Source organism: Corynebacterium sp. MSK073, from assembly GCF_030232085.1.
In the GTDB taxonomy this organism is placed as follows: Bacteria; Actinomycetota; Actinomycetes; order Mycobacteriales; family Mycobacteriaceae; genus Corynebacterium.
This window is the reverse complement of sequence record NZ_JASPIY010000019.1, coordinates 20,368-37,342: the sequence shown is the minus strand read 5'-3', so window position 1 is coordinate 37,342 and position 16,975 is coordinate 20,368. Positions and strand designations below refer to the sequence as shown.

15 protein-coding genes and 2 pseudogenes are annotated in these 16,975 nt (G+C 58.5%); 5 read left to right on the top strand and 12 right to left on the bottom strand.

Features of this window, described 5'->3' with window-relative positions; genetic code table 11:
* Window positions 1–586 precede the first annotated feature (586 nt).
* The 3 genes from QP970_RS10925 to QP970_RS10915 form a co-directional block, all read right to left on the bottom strand.
* Window positions 587–1,306, bottom strand: a complete 720-nt coding sequence (locus QP970_RS10925; RefSeq protein ID WP_284850488.1) for a hypothetical protein — start codon at window positions 1,304–1,306, stop codon at window positions 587–589.
* Window positions 1,307–1,562: 256 nt separating this feature from the next.
* Window positions 1,563–2,366, bottom strand: a complete 804-nt coding sequence (locus QP970_RS10920) for an ATP-binding cassette domain-containing protein (protein WP_284869935.1) — start codon at window positions 2,364–2,366, stop codon at window positions 1,563–1,565.
* A complete protein-coding gene (locus tag QP970_RS10915; RefSeq protein ID WP_239269621.1) occupies window positions 2,363–2,737 on the bottom strand; it encodes a GntR family transcriptional regulator in 375 nt (124 codons plus the stop codon). The genes QP970_RS10920 and QP970_RS10915 overlap by 4 nt, the downstream gene beginning before the upstream one ends.
* Before the next feature lie 208 nt (window positions 2,738–2,945).
* Here QP970_RS10915 and QP970_RS10910 point away from each other — a divergent pair, with 208 nt between their 5' ends.
* Window positions 2,946–4,121, top strand: coding sequence for an NYN domain-containing protein (locus QP970_RS10910; protein ID WP_284869934.1), 1,176 nt, complete (start codon window positions 2,946–2,948; stop codon window positions 4,119–4,121).
* Here QP970_RS10910 and QP970_RS10905 read toward each other — a convergent pair.
* Window positions 4,118–4,855: a PspA/IM30 family protein gene (locus tag QP970_RS10905; protein WP_239269619.1), complete on the bottom strand. Its 738-nt coding sequence runs from the start codon at window positions 4,853–4,855 to the stop codon at window positions 4,118–4,120. The two genes, QP970_RS10910 and QP970_RS10905, sit on opposite strands and share 4 nt — an antisense overlap.
* Before the next feature lie 91 nt (window positions 4,856–4,946).
* Window positions 4,947–5,318 carry a thioredoxin gene (trxA, locus tag QP970_RS10900; RefSeq protein ID WP_023024472.1) on the bottom strand — a complete coding sequence of 124 codons (372 nt, stop codon included), beginning with the start codon at window positions 5,316–5,318 and terminating at the stop codon, window positions 4,947–4,949.
* A 119-nt stretch (window positions 5,319–5,437) separates the two neighbouring features.
* Between trxA and QP970_RS10895 the strand changes: the two genes are divergently transcribed.
* The 4 genes and pseudogenes from QP970_RS10895 to QP970_RS10880 all read left to right on the top strand — a co-directional run bounded on the left by QP970_RS10895 (window position 5,438) and on the right by QP970_RS10880 (window position 9,639).
* Complete coding sequence (locus QP970_RS10895; protein WP_023024475.1) at window positions 5,438–5,638, top strand: heavy-metal-associated domain-containing protein; 201 nt, start codon at window positions 5,438–5,440, stop codon at window positions 5,636–5,638.
* Window positions 5,639–5,647: 9 nt separating this feature from the next.
* Window positions 5,648–7,843 (top strand): heavy metal translocating P-type ATPase, encoded by a 2,196-nt coding sequence (locus QP970_RS10890; RefSeq protein ID WP_284849758.1) that lies wholly within the window; start codon window positions 5,648–5,650, stop codon window positions 7,841–7,843.
* A gap of 3 nt (window positions 7,844–7,846) precedes the next feature.
* Window positions 7,847–9,148 (top strand): annotated as a pseudogene (locus QP970_RS10885) (MFS transporter).
* A 28-nt stretch (window positions 9,149–9,176) separates the two neighbouring features.
* Window positions 9,177–9,639: pseudogene (locus tag QP970_RS10880) on the top strand (VanZ family protein).
* A gap of 5 nt (window positions 9,640–9,644) precedes the next feature.
* On the opposite strand, the gene dnaB reads toward QP970_RS10880, so the two are convergent.
* From dnaB to QP970_RS10845, 7 genes are all read right to left on the bottom strand, one after another.
* Entirely contained in the window at window positions 9,645–11,078 is a 1,434-nt protein-coding gene (dnaB, locus tag QP970_RS10875) for a replicative DNA helicase (protein ID WP_239269616.1), read from the bottom strand.
* Between the two features lie 462 nt (window positions 11,079–11,540).
* Window positions 11,541–11,993, bottom strand: coding sequence for a 50S ribosomal protein L9 (gene rplI / locus QP970_RS10870; protein ID WP_284869933.1), 453 nt, complete (start codon window positions 11,991–11,993; stop codon window positions 11,541–11,543).
* A 48-nt stretch (window positions 11,994–12,041) separates the two neighbouring features.
* A complete protein-coding gene (locus QP970_RS10865; RefSeq protein ID WP_284869932.1) occupies window positions 12,042–12,593 on the bottom strand; it encodes a single-stranded DNA-binding protein in 552 nt (183 codons plus the stop codon).
* 49 nt (window positions 12,594–12,642) lie between these two features.
* The gene (rpsF, locus tag QP970_RS10860; RefSeq protein WP_023016353.1) at window positions 12,643–12,933 is read right to left on the bottom strand and encodes a 30S ribosomal protein S6; all 291 of its coding nucleotides are present in this window, start codon (window positions 12,931–12,933) and stop codon (window positions 12,643–12,645) included.
* 122 nt (window positions 12,934–13,055) lie between these two features.
* Window positions 13,056–13,244: a hypothetical protein gene (locus QP970_RS10855; protein WP_239269614.1), complete on the bottom strand. Its 189-nt coding sequence runs from the start codon at window positions 13,242–13,244 to the stop codon at window positions 13,056–13,058.
* Window positions 13,241–14,632, bottom strand: a complete 1,392-nt coding sequence (locus QP970_RS10850; protein WP_284869931.1) for a glycosyltransferase family 87 protein — start codon at window positions 14,630–14,632, stop codon at window positions 13,241–13,243. Before QP970_RS10850 ends, QP970_RS10855 begins: the two co-directional genes overlap by 4 nt.
* 16 nt (window positions 14,633–14,648) lie before the next feature.
* A complete protein-coding gene (locus QP970_RS10845) occupies window positions 14,649–16,907 on the bottom strand; it encodes a transglycosylase domain-containing protein (RefSeq protein ID WP_239269612.1) in 2,259 nt (752 codons plus the stop codon).
* Window positions 16,908–16,975: the final 68 nt, after the last annotated feature.

Below are 16,975 nucleotides of genomic sequence, written 5' to 3'. Positions count from 1 at the left end.
AAAAATTTCAGAACAATAACCTGAAATAGGCCGTGAAAAGCCCAAACCTAACCAAAAGAACAAACCACCACAAACCACACAAAAGCAGGCCCGTGCTGGCGTCCAAAAATTACTACAAAGAAAAAATCATTGCCTCCCCAACCCGACGGGGCAAAAAAGGGAGACAAAAAGTTGAACACAATCACATGCCAACCAATCCATCAATGCAGCCGAAACACTAAACAGTATTCAAAAAGATGCGTATTCCAACACCTTACCGGCACACACCAACCAACAAACCACACAAGATTCGCTGGCCAACAGACCAATCAACACACAACCATGCACACAAAAATAAAAAATAAGTACATTGGCACACTATTGAGTTCTCAGACATCGTCACCACACAACAGCTACATGCTCTAAAGCATGGAACTCGTTGCGAGTAAAAAGTTATTTTTTGTCAGGGCCTGTTTTCCTATCGCCGCTTCAGCCAGAAACAAATTCTTGTCTCTGTGGGGCGCTGTCGGTCGCGCTGACTCGTATTAAGTTACACACCGCTTTAAACTTTTACAAACTCGCTGGTCACTCCTGGTTTCGAACGCATTTATCTCATGCCAAGCCAGCCCGCAAAGCCTTTCCTCCACAGGCTGCTTATGCGGCGTGCATATATCGGCAGAGTTACGGCCCATACGGCGTAGATGCCAAGGCTTATAAACATCCCCACCGCGGCCGAGATATAGCCTTGGGCGAAAAGCCATAACAGTGCTGCGATACCGAGGAGGTACGCGACTAAAACTCCAAGGGTCCTCTTCTCTAGGAACTCGAGGTACATAAGTCCCGGGACGGTGACGCCCGCGATGGCGGTCATGCCGGCGGCGACCTCGATTGTGTTCCCCCAGAAGGAAAGGGCTAACCCTACGGCGGCGCAACCAAGGATGAGGATGAGCCCCGTCATTGCGGTCATGGAAGCCCAGCGCCGACGCGTGCCGCCGAGGGTGACATAATCCCTGAGCGTATCCCGCAATATGCCCATGGGCTGGCTGATGAAAACGGCGGAGAGTGACCAAGCAATGAAAGCGATGAATTCCATCGGTTCCCACAGCGTGCTCATTAGCGAAAGCACAACGTTGATGGCTAAGAATACGACGACCATCAGCCACATGCGGACCTGGCGGCGGTATACAGCCTGCGCGTCGAGCGTCGGCGGGAAACGCCCAAGCTTGGATGCAATTCCCAAAGGGGTCGTGAGTACCCCGTCCTGGTTGGGGTTGGTTTCCGCCACAGCGCCCATGCCAATGCCGCCGCATAAACAGCCAACGCCCACCAGCTCTGCCGTGCAGCCGCTCCTGCCATGGCCACAACAGCAAAAACCGAGACGATAATCCGGCGGTGTTCATTCCATATCTGTGAGCTCAGGCCAAGTACTTGGTACTTATCAAAACTGGGTTGATACGTCAGGATGGGCACAAGGGGCAAGAGCAAGGTGACAGTTCCCCACTTTTCGCCAAAAAGTACAGGATAAAGCGCAATGAAGAATAGGACTGTTACCCAGACCCATTCCGTTGTGTGCCATAAGAGTTTCATGACTGCTCCTCCAATGCTCGGACAGCCTTTTCAAGTGATACCTCTGCTACCCGGAGATGATGTTCGTTGGCATAGCGGAAGACGGGATCGGGCGAGGTAGTGCGGGCATCGACAAGCACTTGGTCTCCCAGGCTGGTTGAAGCGCGCTCCAATACCGGCAGGTCAAGGGCGGAAACGGCCGCGGAGATGGCCTCCTCGGGCCCGCTGATTTCCAGGAAGGAATCAACAAATTCATCCACTGGACCGCTGATAGGGCTCTCCCCCATGAGGGAAATAGTGTCCAACAACCCCTCTATTTCATTGAGGTGATGGGTGGATACCACGATGGTGCGACCGTGCTCTTCCCGGAGGACCTGGTAAAAGAGTTCGCGCCGTGGCAGGTCGAGACCCAGATAAGGCTCGTCCAAAAGCATTATTTCGCAGCCAGAGGCAACGGCGAAAACAAATCCCAACGCCGATTTCTGCCCGCGGGAGAGCGCGGAATACGCCTTATTTGGGATGTCAAAGCGCGCGATGAGGTCGTCGTATCGCTCCGCATTCCAGTTGGGCCATCGGGCCTGGCCGACGGCACCGAGTTTCTTGCTACCCCACGAATCCGGCAGCGGATTGTCGATGCCCATGAGGATTACCCGGTTGAGCACGGATTGGTTATCAAAGGGCTGGCGGTCAAAGACCGTGATGCGGCCGGATTGAATTTGGCCGGCGATTTTTCGCAATAAGGTGGTCTTGCCAATTCCGTTGCGGCCGACCAAGCCATGGGTAAGGCCTGCGGAAAAGGTGAAATCGCGGGTAGTAATCATGAGTACATTCCTCTGCTTTCTGCAACCCGATCGAAAAGGTCATGGAGCTGGGCGCGGTTGTAGCCCAGGCACACTGCTTCATCGACAAGCGGGGCCATATACTCCGCGGCAAAGTCGCCTCGCCTGCGCTCGCGGATGGCACGCGAAGCACCCTCGGCCACAAACATGCCGATGCCCCGGCGCTTTTCCAGCACCCCTAAGTCCACCAAGAGGGTGATCCCCTTTCGCGCGGTTGCGGGGTTGATGTTGTGGAAATCCGCCAACTCATTGGTGGAAGGCGCCTTATCGCCCTCCGCCAGAGTGCCGTCCACAATGGTGTCTTCCACCAAGGACGCAATCTGCCGAAAGAGCGGCTGCGTGGAGTTATCCATCATCACCTTCGGCTCGTTAGTTACTTAGTTAGTTGTGTAACTAACCATATAACACGCTTGCCGACGCCGCAATGGTCACCGAAATCTTTTCATTTGCGGCCAATATGCTGGGAATTAGCGAATTGTGATCGACGTTTCGGGGTGAATAAGGCACACTGGAGGTAACAAAGAATTTTATTTAGAACAATTAGAACGGAACTTAGGAGCCATGCTTGAACGCACACTTGTCTTTGTCGATACCTCATACCTGCTCGCGAGCTTTTATAACTCCTGGGAAACGGGGGCTCGCGCGCAGCTAGAAATCGATCTGCCCGAGGTGGTCAGCACCATGGGCGGGATGATCGAGGAGCAATTAGGCAACCCGATTCAGCGCCAATACTGGTACGACGGAATCCCGGATACCGGTCCACACCGCTACCAACGCGCCCTTCGCACCTGCGAGGGCGTGCAATTGCGCACAGGGCAACTCATTGAATGGGGTGAGCGACGCACCCAAAAAGGCGTCGACACTCGGCTCGTGGCCGATATGGTCATGGCCGCTATGAAGAACCAGTTCACCGATTTCGTTCTGGTCAGCGGCGATGCTGACATGATCCCCGGCGCGCAGACCGCCGTGGACAATGGCATCCGCGTGCACCTGTACGGCTTTGGCTGGGATTCCGTGTCCGCAGCGCTGCGCCATACGTGTGATTCCACCACCATCTTGGATCCGCGCGAGGACTTCGCGGATTCCATGGAGCTACAGGTCCTCGAAGGCCCGCTTCCCCCGGTGGTGCGCGATACGGCGCAGAAGGCAGAGGGAGCAGAAGAGGAGCTTCCAGGCACCGAGCACTGCGACGAGTGCGAGGAGCCCTCCGAGGTGGAAACCGCATTCGGCACCCCGGAAAAGCCCACGCCGGCGCCCGCCCCAAAGCCTGCGCCGCCCCAAAGCGCACAGCAGGCCGCAACCCCAGCCCCACAAGAGCAGGAAAAGCCCTCTGCAGAAGCGGAGAAGGGCCCTGCCGAAGAGGCCGAGGCTACCGATCAAGCAGCACCAAAGCCTGCGCCGAAACCGTCAATGATGGCACCGCGGCGCAAGCTGCGCTCGAAGTACGTCCCGCTGCCAGAAGAGGTCTGGAGCTCTGCTGGGTTCCAGTCCCCATTCGATGTAGGCCAGCAATACGCATCGTGGTGGTTTGATAATGCCGCCAACTCAGAGCAGCGCGACCAAGCCCACTTACTGTCTGGCGGCGGATTGCCACCGGAGATCGACCGCCCGCTGCTACAGTTCGCCTGCGAAACCCTGCATGAATACACGCTGACGGAAACCCAGCGCGTGAACTTGCGCGATGGGTTCCACTCAGGGATTCGCGGCGTGCTTATTAATATCCGCCGCGAGAATTAATCCCCGGATTCGATTTCCTTCTTCTTGGCCATATCGGCGCGCAGCGCATCCAGCCGCGCGCTGGCCTTCATGTCGTTGCCGGCCGCTTGAATCTCACTCATGCGGTCGCCGCCGGTTGCTTGCTGCAATTCTTGTGCACCAAGGGCATCGGCGTAGCGCTTTTCGATCTTGGAGCGGACGGAATCCAGGCTCGGCACGGAATCATCGGGCTTGAGCTCGTTCATGGAATCGAGCGCTTCCGCGTTCTTCTCCTGCATAGCAGCCTGATCCGCCTGCGCTTCTAGCTGGCTCACCTGGGCCAACTGCTCCTTCAGGCGAGCCTCGGATTGTTTTTGCTGGTTCTTGGCCTGTTCAGCCGCCTGCTCCGCCGCCGCGTACTGCTGCTTGACGTCTTCCAGTTCCTGTTCCACCGCAACGAGCTGAGAGGCCACTACCTCAGCGGCTTGGTTGTACTCGTTCGCCTTCTGCGGGTCCTCGGCGGAATCCGCAAGCTCCAGTGCGCGCTCGGTCTGAGATTGGTAATCCTGCTGGGACTTCACCAGGCGGTTCATCTGCATTTCCAACTGAGACTTGTGCCCGATGATCTCTGCCGCATGATCCGAGATTTCCTGGTGCTGTTCCTTGGCGGCCTTGACCGCCTGCTGGATTTGGACCTTTGGATCGGCGTTCTCATCAATCTTTTGATCGAGAGAACTCATCACGTACTTCCAGCCCTTGCTGAAGGGGTTAGCCATCACTATCTCCTTTGGTCATAAAAAAGACGCTTTCTAGCGAGTTTAGCGATACTCACCAGAAAGCGCCGTGGAAGCTCTGAAAATTCAGATTCTATGCCTGCTGTGCGTTCTGCTCTTCAACCTGGCGGCGAACGTCAGCCATATCAAGGTCCTTAACCTGCTTGAGCAGATCCTCCAACGCTGCGGGCGGCAGTGCGCCGGCCTCGCGGAATACGAGGATGCCATCGCGAAAGATCATCAGGGTAGGAATGGACTGAATCTGCAGCGCGGAAGCAAGGCCCTGGTTTGCCTCGGTGTCCAGCTTGGCAAAGGTAGCATCGGTGTGCTCCTCGGATGCCTTCTCGTAGACAGGGGCAAAGCGCTTACATGGGCCGCACCAGTCCGCCCAGGCATCGACAAGCGTAATGCCTTCGCCGGTTACGGTCTGTTCAAAGTTCTCTTCAGTGACGTCGATAGTAGCCATACTCGTTGTAACTCCTTTACATTGTGGTTTATTCCCCACCGTACCTAAATCTCTTCCTTGCTAGATACCCCGAGGGGGTATAACATGGAGACATAAGCAATCGAGAAAGGATGATAGTCATGGCAACGAAGAACTACACCGTAGAAGGAATGAGCTGCGGACACTGCGAAATGTCCATCCGCGAAGAGGTAGGCGAAATCGCCGGTGTTGAGGAAGTTTCTGCAGACCACACCACTGGCGCTGTGTCTGTTTCCGGTAGCGATTTCACCGATGAGCAAGTAGCAGCTGCCGTAGCCGAAGCCGGATACACCCTTAAGTAGGCGAATACTATGTCACACGTTGATCTCGGGGTCTCGGGCATGACTTGCACGTCCTGCTCTTCCCGGGTAGAACGCAAGCTCAACAAGGTAGACGGCGTGGAGGCGAGCGTTAACTTTGCCACCGAATCCGCCTCTATTGAGTTCGATCCAGAAACGTCCACGGCCGCGGATCTGATCAAAGTCGTGGAAGGTGCAGGATACAGCGCCTTCGATATGTCTGGCAGTGATGACGCCGACCAGGGCGGGGACGCAGACGCAGAAGGCACGCCGGTTGATGATGCCCGCGCTGAAGAACAGCAGAGCCTGCTGCGGCGCACCATCATCTCCGCGGTATTGTCTGCTCCCATCATGGTCGTCTCCATGGTGCCTGCCCTGCAGTTCCAGAACTGGCAGTGGGCCTGCGCCATGCTGGCCACCGTCGTCTTCATCTTTGGTGGCGCCCCCTTCCACTCCGCTACGTGGACCAACCTGAAGCACGGCTCGTTCACCATGGATACCTTAATTTCCATGGGCACTTCGGCCGCATACCTGTGGTCCCTGTACGCGCTATTCTTTGGCAACGCCGGCGAGCCCGGCATGACCATGAGCATGTCGTGGTCCTCCAGCTCGGCCGAGATGGACCATATCTACTTTGAGTCCGTGGGAATGGTCATTACCTTCCTGCTCCTCGGCCGCTGGTTCGAGGTCAAGGCCAAGGGACAATCGTCCGAGGCGCTGCGCACCCTGCTGTCCATGGGTGCGAAGGAAGCCTCCGTGCTGCGGGATGGCAAGGAAAAGCGCATCCCCATCTCCCAATTGCAGGTGGGCGATGTCTTCGTTGTGCGCCCGGGCGAAAAGGTTGCCACCGATGGTGAGGTCGTCTCCGGCAATTCCGCCGTGGATGCCTCCATGATCACCGGTGAATCCGTCCCGGAAGAGGTGGGCGTGGGCGATACCGTTACCGGCGCCACCATTAACGCTTCCGGCAAGTTGGAGGTCAAGGCCACCCAGGTGGGCGAGGACACGGTCCTTTCCCAAATGGCCACCTTGGTCACCAACGCGCAGGCCTCAAAGGCCCCCGTGCAGCGCTTGGTGGACCGCATCGCGCAGGTCTTCGTTCCGGTAGTGATCGGGATTTCCGTCCTCACGCTGCTGGTACACCTCATCTTTGGCGGCGTGGCGCCGGCGTTTATCGCCGCTGTCTCAGTGTTGATCATCGCCTGCCCTTGCGCGCTGGGCCTTGCCACCCCAACCGCCATCTTGGTCGGCACGGGGCGCGGTGCCCAGCTGGGCTTGCTCATTAAGGGCCCGGAGATCCTCGAGTCCACCAAGCAGGTCGATACCATCGTGATGGATAAGACCGGCACGGTGACCGCCGGTGAAATGTCCGTTACGGCCGTGCATGGCAATGTCCTCGAATACGCCGCAGCCGTCGAGCGAAACTCCGAGCACCCCATCGCCCAGGCGATTGCCCGTGAGCGCGACGTAGAGCCCGGCACCGACTTTTCCACCAGCACCGCTGGCGTGGAAGCAACGGTGGATGGGGTGCGCGTGGGCGTCGGCAAGCCGCGTGGAGACCTAGGCCAATACGCTGATGCCTTCCGCGAGGCCGAGGCCGCGGGTGCTACCCCGGTGGCGGTGTACCTCGACGATGAGCTCGCTGGGCTCATTGAGGTCCGCGACACCGTCAAACCCACCTCCGCTGAGGCCGTCCAGCAGATGAAGAAGCTGGGCCTGACCCCGCACCTGCTGACCGGCGATAACGAGGGCGCGGCCAAGCGCGTGGCAGAGGAAGTTGGCATCACCGAGGTCACGGCCGGCGTGGTTCCGGAGGAAAAGGTCGACGTCATCAAGAAGCTGCAGTCCGAGGGGCACAATGTGGCGATGGTTGGTGACGGCGTCAACGATGCCGCGGCCCTTGCCCAAGCGGACCTTGGCTTGGCGATGGGCGCCGGGACCGACGTTGCCATCGAGGCCTCCGATATCACCTTGATGAATGGGGACCTGCGGTCTGCCGCCGATGCCATTCGCCTGTCCCGCCGCACGCTGCAGATCATTAAGGGCAACTTGTTCTGGGCCTTTGCCTATAATATTATTCTCATCCCCGTGGCGGCCTTTGGCCTGCTCAACCCGCTATTTGCAGGCATCGCCATGGCATTGAGTTCCGTATTCGTCGTATCCAATTCCCTGCGTCTCCGGAAATTTTCTAGCCAGCGCTATGATTAGCGCATGCTCAGCCGCAATGAACGATTAGACCGGCTCCCGGTCACCAGCAAACACAAGCGCCTACTCCTAGGCTCCGGCCTAGGGTGGGCGCTCGATGCTATGGATGTGGGGCTCATTTCCTTCATCATGGCCGCCCTGGCCGTGCATTGGGATTTGAGCAGCACCCAAACCTCCTGGCTCGCCTCTGTTGGCTTCCTCGGCATGGCTCTGGGCGCGACATTCGGCGGGCTCCTTGCGGATAAATACGGCCGCCGCCACATCTTCTCCCTCACCCTCTTGGTCTATGGCCTAGCCACCGGTGCCTCCGCCCTGGCCGGTGGGCTGACCATGCTTATCATCTTCCGCTTCATCGTTGGGCTGGGCTTGGGCGCGGAGCTGCCGGTCGCCTCCACTCTCATCTCCGAATTCTCGCCGCGCCGCGTCCGCGGGCGCATGGTGGTCCTCCTCGAGGCCTTCTGGGCGCTCGGCTGGATCCTCGCCGCGCTCATCGGCACCTTCATCGTCGGCGCCGGCGAAAACGGCTGGCGCTAGGGGTTTGCAGTGGGTCTCATCCCCGCCGCTTATTCGGTTTACGTGCGCTTGGGCTTGCCGGAATCGGTGCGCTTCCTCGAGTCCAAGGGCCACCACGAGGAGGCCGAAGAGATTGTGGCATCCTTCGAAGAGGCCGCCGCGGGCCAGCCGCTTGACGATGCCCACCCGGAACCCACCGCCTCCACCGAGACCTCCATTTGGGGGCCGGGCCTGCGCCGCCGCACAGCGGCGCTGTGGACTATTTGGTTTTGCGTCAATTTCTCCTATTACGGCGCCTTCATCTGGATCCCGTCCCTGCTGGTTGCCGATGGTTTCTCGCTCGTAAAATCCTTCAGCTTCACCCTCATCATTACCTTGGCGCAGCTGCCGGGCTATGCCACCGCCGCTTGGCTCATTGAGGTCTGGGGCCGGCGGATTACCCTCGCCGTGTTCTTGGTCGGCTCCGCCGTCTCCGCCGGGCTCTACGGCACCGCAAGCTCCGAGGTATTCATCATCATCGCCGGGTGTCTGTTGTCCTTCTTCAACCTCGGCGCCTGGGGTGCCCTGTATGCCATCGGTCCCGAGCTCTACCCCACCGCGCTGCGCGGGCGCGGTACGGGTGCCGCGGCGGGGTTTGGCCGCATCGCCTCCATCGTGGCACCCCTTATTGTGCCGCCGTTGATCGCGGCGACCGGAGCTGGATTCCTCTTTGTGTTATTTGCGGCCGCATTCGCCATCGCCGCCGTAGCGGCATTTACTTTGCCTGAGCTTAAGGGTGAGGCCCTTGCTCGATAAATTAGCCCTTAGCGCCTGGATCGGCGTCATGGTAGCGCTGACTACCCTGAAGGCCTTCTTCCAGATCGGTTACCTGTGGAAGCCCGAAAATCAACGCGTCCGCGAGCTCCACTTAGTTCCCCTCGACGAATTCTCTGGCAATAGCTGGTTCGCCCCGATTTTTGAGTACGCCGGTAATACCGCCTTCTTCATCCCCTTCGGGCTCCTAGTATTTACGCTATGCCGTTCCGTGAAGGTATCCACGGCCTGGGGATTCGCGCTGAGTTTAACCCTGGAGACGGCCCAATATGCCTTCGCGCTGGGCCGCACGGATGTCGACGATCTCCTCTTTAATACCCTCGGCGCGCTCATCGGTGCAGCGATCGCCTACTGGTGCGGCCAACGCTTCTTCCCGGTTTGGCGGTGGCTCTCTCTGGCCGCTGCGGCGGTCTTTATCGTGCTGGTATCTGGGTCCCCGGTTAGGGGACCCCGCGGCCGTCGTGGACCTATAAGTCTTTTATCCGTGCGCCATGTTGACGAACTTGGAGTAGTGCAGCTGGTGGGCCACCTGTACGGTGTCAATGGGCCCGCCGCGGTGCTTGGCCAAGATAATATCCGCTTCACCGGCGCGCTCGTTATCACGGTCCTGCGAGTCTGGGCGGTAAAGCAGCATCACCATATCGGCGTCCTGCTCCAAGGAACCGGACTCACGCAGGTCAGCCAATTGTGGCTTCTTGTCGTTTCGGGCTTCAGGTCCACGGTTCAGCTGCGAAATGGCAATCACCGGCACCTCAAGCTCCTTGGCCAATAGCTTAAGCTGGCGCGAGAATTCCGAGACCTCTTGCTGGCGTGACTCTACCTTTTTGCCCGAGGACATCAGCTGCAGATAGTCCAAAACGATAAGGTCGAGGCCATGCTGCTGCTTGAGCCTGCGGGCCTTGGAGCGGATCTCCATCATCGTCAGGTTCGGGGAATCATCGATAAACAGCGGCGCATCTTGAACGCGGTTAAGCGTGTCATCGATCTTCGCCCAATCCTCTGTGGACACCCCGCCACTGCGCATATCGGTAAGCTTGACCTCGGATTCCGCGGAGAGCAGGCGCATAACGATCTCTGAGGCGGACATTTCCAAGGAGAAGATGACGGAGGACTTGCCGTGCTGCAGCGAGCACGAGCGAATGAAGTCCATCGCCAGCGTGGACTTACCCACACCGGGTCGCGCGGCCACGATGATCATCTGGCCTGCGTGCAAACCGTTGGTGAGCTTATCCAAGTCAATAAACCCTGTGGGCACACCCAATTCAACGCCGCCGGCCTGCTGCAGCGCCGCCAACTCATCAATGGTCGGGTCAATCAGATCCCCCAGCACGCGGTAGTCCTCAGCGGTTTTGCGCTGGGCGATGGCAAAAACTTCCTGCTGGGCCCGGTCGATCACCGATTCGATCTCAGCATCCTCCGTGCCCGAAAAGCCCAATTGGACCACGCGCGTACCGGCATCCACTAGCCGGCGCAAGACGGCCTTTTCCGCCACGATTTCCGCGTAATAGCGGGCGTTGGCAGCGGTAGGAACCGTAGCCAAAAGCGTGTGCAAATAGGGTGCGCCGCCAACGCGCTCAAGGTTATTGAACCTATCCAACCGCGAGGAAAGGATAAGCGGGTCAATGTCTTGGCCCGCTGCATAAAGGTCCAGCATCGCGCCATAAATTAGCGCGTGGGCCGGATAATAAAAGTCATCGGGTTCGAGCTCTTCAATAACCTCCATGACCGTATTGGGGCTAAGCAGCATTGCACCCAATACGCCCTGCTCGGCTTCCCGGTCCGATGGCGGCTGACGATACTCCTCGTAGCGCTGCGGTTGGTCCTGTTGATACCGCGGCCGGCGCGCTACGGCGTTATCCGGCGCAGGCGGTTCCGGTGGAAGCTGTTCATCATCAAAGCTCGCGTTGGTCATGTGTCCCCCTTGGTGTCCGTGAAGCGACCTTGTGTAACGCTGTCCAAGTGTAGACGAGCGCCCGGACACTACCCGCCTGGGTATAACTCCCACAGTTATCCACAGGGTCTTGTGGAATTACCTGGTAGGCCGATCCTTGCATTTCATTTACCGAGGTCACGGGTGTGGATAACTCAACACCGCCCTGACCTGCAGCGATAATAACCGCTGGTCAGAGCTGTTATTTGCTAGTGTGAAAATTCCCACAGCGTAGCGGAAAATAGGCCGTGACCAGCGGTAAAGTCGTGACAAAATCGTGGTGTCCCCGAACCCTGAATTCCACATTCATCCACAGATTTTCACAGTTATCCACAGGCCAATTGGGTAGGCAAAAGGCCCCAGGAATTCTCCACCTCACATAGAGAATTCTTGGGGCCTTAAGCCGTGCTGTTGTCTTTGGGTCTGTGGACCGTCGAGCGCTGCTTAGGCAGCGACGACCGAGAAGTTCACCTTGCCGAGCACGTCAGCGTGCAGCTTCAGCTCGACCTGGTAGTTGCCGGTCTTCTTGACCAGGCCCTTGGGCATATCAACGATACGCTTATCCAAGTTAGGGCCACCGGCCTTGGAGACGGCCTTGACAATGTCTTCTGCGGTAACGGAACCGAAGAGCTTGCCGGAAGTGGAGGTCTTAACCTTGACCTCAACGTTCGTCAGCTGCTCAAGCTGGTTGCGGACCTCGCGCGCGTGGTGCAGGTCGCGAATTTCGCGAGCTTCCTGGGCGCGCTTGATGCCCTCAATCTGCTTCTCAGCGCCGCGGGAAGCCACGATAGCCAAGCCGCGGGGAAGCAGGTAATTACGTCCGTAGCCGTCCTTAACCTCAACAATTTCGCCAGCGGCGCCGAGGTTCTCAACGGCAGCGGTGAGGATCAGCTTCATGATCCCTGCCTTTCAATTGAGTTAGTTGAATAGTTGCGGGTGACAGACTTAGAACGGGGGTTCAGAATCAGCGCCTCCGAAGCCGCCAGCGGGCGGTGCGGAGTTCCACGGATCCTCTGCAGGAGCCTGGTTCTGCTGCTGCGACTGCTGCTGTTGCTGTCCTCCAAAGCCGCCCTGATTATTGTTATTCGAGCGCTGCTGCTGGCCGCCACCATAGTTGCCGCCGCCCTCACGGGGATTGCGGTTTACCTGTGCGGTGGCGTAGCGGAGCGACGGACCGACCTCATCGACGTCGATCTCAAATACAGTGCGGTTTTCACCCTCGCGGGTCTGGAAGGAACGCTGCTTCAAGCGGCCGGTAACGATGATGCGCATGCCCTTGCTCAGGGTCTCGGCGACGTTCTCCGCCGCCTGGCGCCATACGTTGCAGGTCAGGAACATAGCTTCGCCGTCTTCCCACTGGTTCGTCTGCGAATTATAGCGACGAGGCGTGGAGGCGACGCGGAAGTTAGCTACCGCCGCACCCGCTGGGGTGAAGCGAAGCTCGGGGTCAGCAACCATGTTGCCCACCACCGTAATATTGATATCTCCCTGTGCCATGTCTTTACTCCTTATCGGTTACGTGGATTGTGCCTGATCCCAGTATCCGCTACTTGCTGTCGGTGCGCAGAACCTTGGTACGCAGGATGGTGTCGTTCAGGTTCAGGCGGCGGTCGAGCTCGGAAACCGAAGGGTGCTCGCACTCCAGGTTAACGACGGCGTAAATGCCCTCTTCCTTCTTCTCGATGGGGTATGCAAGGCGACGCTTGCCCCATACATCGAGGTTCTCAACCTTGCCGCCGTCCTTGCGGACGATGTCGAGGTACTTATCTAGGGACGGGGTTACGGTGCGCTCATCCTGATTAGGATCCAGAATGATCATGACTTCGTAGTGACGCACGGACCTCATCACCTCCTATGGTCTAGTCGTTTTCGGCTGCATCACCTTTGCGGATGCAGCAGGAGGGTACGTTGCGTCAAGCAACCCCACCACAGTACCGCATATGACCGGCGAAAAGAAATCTATCCCGTCGTGGTGGCGGCAAAAAAGATAGCACACGTCGCAGGGATGATGGTCAGAAAAACAATGGCAAGGACGCCCAAGATGATGGGCCCGCGCTTATCTTCCCTGTTATGAAACAGCCAAAACGCCGCCATGACGCAGATAAAGCCCAACAAGATCGACACCATGCCGATTAATGTCACAATCATTGAAATACTCCCGCCACTGGGTCGCGGCCCGTATGCACAGCACGCACTTTATCTTCCGTGTTATTCCACATTTGCCGCAGAACAATCACCGCCATGGCGATAATGAATCCATCGCGCACGAGGATCGCCACGTCCAAAAGCTCGTGGGGAATGCCCTTATTATCAATGCCGAGCATGTGCCACATAAGTAGGGGCCATACGAGGGCATCGGCAAGCGCCCAGCCCAAAACCAACCGCCAACGCGGCACGGCCAAGGCCGCTGGGACCAGCAGCCAGAGCGAATACTGCGGGGACCATACCTTATTGACCAGCAGGAAAGCCGCAACGATGAGGAATACCAACTCCGCCACCCGCGGGGTAAGCGGGCTGCGCCAGCCGGCCAAGGCAATACAGACGCACAAGAGGATGAATGCCACGAGGGAGAAGGTATTCAAAAAGTCCTGGCTGAAAGAAATGCCCGAATTCCGGCTAATCAGTGCATACAGGGTGGTCCATTCCGCGCCGCGCTCCTGGTTCAAGCGGAAAAATTCCGCCCAAGCCGCCGGGTATTTCAAGGCGACGGGAAGGTTGACCACGAGCCACGCGGCGGCCGTAGCGACGGCGACCTTGGCAAAAGCGTCCCAGCGGCGATTGCGCCAGGCAAGGACGAAAAACGCACCAAGCAGGAATACCGGCCATAATTTGAATGCGGTTCCAAGGCCGATGAGGATGCCGGCGAGCCAGGGGCGGTGGCGGCTAATGGCCAGCAGCGCGCCGACGGCAAAGGCGATGGCAGGTATATCCCAATTGCTAAAGGCATGGATGATAATCAACGGGCTGGCGGCCACCAGGATGGTGTCCCACGTGCGATTTCCCACCAAAAGGTAGACCATGTAGATGACGCCGACCCAGATGCAGGCCATGACCATGGCGGTTAGCCCAAAGTACCAACCAGCGGCGGGCACCCCGGCCCACTCCACGAGCCCATAGGTATGGCGCGCAATCCAGCCCATCAGGCCCTGGAACATGCCCGCCAATACCGGGTATTCCATGTAGCGGGTCAGGCCATCTTCCTGCCAGGAATAGGCGTAGGGAAAGCCCGGTTGATCTAAACCGCGGCCTTCATACAGCGGGACGATGTCGTTATAGCAAAAAGAGGTGTACTGGCGGTTGGCGGACCAATCAAGCTTGATGGTGCCGTCTTCGCCGGGAGTACCAGTAGCGCAATTTGCCTTGGATAAGAACCCGCCGGCTAAGAAAACCCATGCTACCGCGATGAGCGCGCGCAACGGGGTCCACCACTGCGTGCGGCTGCCCCGGGCAAAGCGTCCCCTCGGCCCGCCCAGGAACTCGATGACGCCCCGCGCCATCGGTTCGTCTGCAGCAGACAAGCGCTGATCTTGGCTCACGCGTACCGCTCCTTGCTTAGCCTAAGAGGTCAGCCAGGCCGCCTTCGCGGTCAAGGATGTCATCTAAAGACGGAGCTTCGGGTGGGGCCGGCTCATTATTGCCGCCGCCGTTGCCCCGGTTGCCGCCGTTTCCATTATTGCCTCCCTGGGTCTCCGGCTGCTGTGATGGGGCATCGCGACCCGCTTCCGGGCTTTCCGCAGGTGCTGGGCTGGTCTCTTCTTCAGGGGCGCCATTTTGCGCTGGACCAGTGTAGTTCTGGGTGCTTTGCCCGCCGGCGCTACCACCTGAGTTGTAGGCCGGAGCGCCACCGCCGGCAGAAACCGTGCCGAAGCGTACGGGATAAGCAGAGGGGAATTGCTGGAATTCCTGGTCCGCCAAGGAGTTATCCAACACGGACTTCCAGATCTTCGTCGGTGCGCCCGCACCGTACATGATGCCGCCATACTGGTCGAAAATGGCAGAGGTGTTATCGGCCGTACCGACCCACACGGCGGAGGCAAGCTGCGGGGTAGCGCCGACCATCCACGCATCCTTATTAGTTCCCGAATCACCCAGCTGGGTCGTACCGGTCTTAGATGCCGAAGCACGTCCGCCCGCCAGCGAGCCGTTGGACCATGCCGCCACCGGCCCCATGGCCTCAAGGACGTTATTGGCCACATTGGCAGAAACGCGGCGCTCGCCCTCATCGTCTGGGTGTTCATACAGAACTTCACCGGCGGCATTTTCTACGCGCTGCACAAAGTGCGGGTTGTGCCAGACGCCCTGGTTCGCAAGGGTAGACATCGCGGTTGCCATGTCCAGCGGACGGGACTGGTACTGGCCCAAGACCACGCCTTCGAAAGGCTGCTTGCCGTTTTCGGTCAGCGTCTCTTCGATACCCGGCAGCGAGCGGGCAACGCCCAAAGCGTGGGCCATATCCGCGGTGTCCTGGGTACCGTTCTTCAAATCGCTCTGCAGGCGCAAGTAAGACGTGTTCAGGGACTGCTTGGTCGCCTCGCGTAGGTCGCATACGCCACAGCCGCCGCCCACGTTGGTGACCAGATCGGAGCCCGGCAGCTGGTACGGCGCCGAGGAGTAGTTGGTATCCAAGCTAATGCCCTGCTGCAGTGCAGCGGCAAGCGCCATGATCTTGAAGGTCGAGCCGGTCTGTAGCGGCGAATTGGCGTAGTCCCAACCGTTGGAATCATGCCCGCCAAAGTAACCGCGCACCGCACCCGTCTTCGGGTCGATGGTCACGGAAGCTGCGCGGGCGTCTTCTTGCAGCGGCGCCAGCTGGTCATCGACTGCCTGCACCGTATTGTTTTGCACGTTCATATCGATGGTGGTGGTAATGCGCAGGCCGCCGGTGGAGACCTGGTTTTCCGTAATTCCCACCTCTTCAAGTTCGCGGATGACCTGGTCCTTAATGTGGCCATTAGCACCAGGGGCTTCCGTATATGCCGAATACTCAGAGGGGTCGCGGGTCTCCGGGAAGACCATTCCATCGCGCTCTTCCTTGCTGAGATCGCCCATGTCCACGAGGCCGTCAAGAACGTAGTTCCACCGGTTTTCGGAACCTTCCTGGTTCACGCGCGGGTCCAGGCCAGAAGGCGACTGGATAAGACCGGCGAGCATGGCGCCTTCCTCAGGGGTGAGGTCCTTGGCGTCCTTATCAAAGTAGGCGTTGGATGCAGCCTGGATGCCGTAGGCATTGCGGCCGAAGTAGACCGTGTTCAGGTAGGCGTTAAGGATGTCTTCTTTTTCCCACTCATTGGTCATCTTAATGGAGTAGATGAGCTCGCGCGCCTTGCGCACGTAGGAATATTCGTTGCCCACCAGGGTGTTTTTCACGTACTGCTGGGTAATCGTGGAACCACCACCGGCGGTGTCATTGCCGGTGACCTTACCCAGTACCGCGCGGCCCAAACCGGTAAAGGAAAAGCCGGAGTTTTCCCAGAAGTCGCGGTCCTCGGCGGCGAGCACGGAGTCTTGGACAAAGACGGGTACCTCATCCAAGGTCACATGCGTGCGGTTGCCTTCCGGCGGAACCAAACGCGCCAACTGGGTGTCGTTATCGGAGGCATAGATGGTAGAGACCTGGTTATTGGCCAGCTCTTTGGGCTCCGGAACGGTGTATTGCGAATAGGCATACGCAAAAAGGCCTGCAGGCAGTGCCACAAAAACCACTAGGAGAGCCGCAACGACCCACGGCCAGATGCGGCGCTTTTTGGGTTCTTCGCCTTCTTTACGGCGGTCCACCTTAGTGGACTCGCCAGTAGATTCCTTCTCGGTCACTGATTCGTGTCCTCATTCATCCCTGGTAACAATCTAAATAATTGCAGCTTACTGCCTAAGGCGGTGCG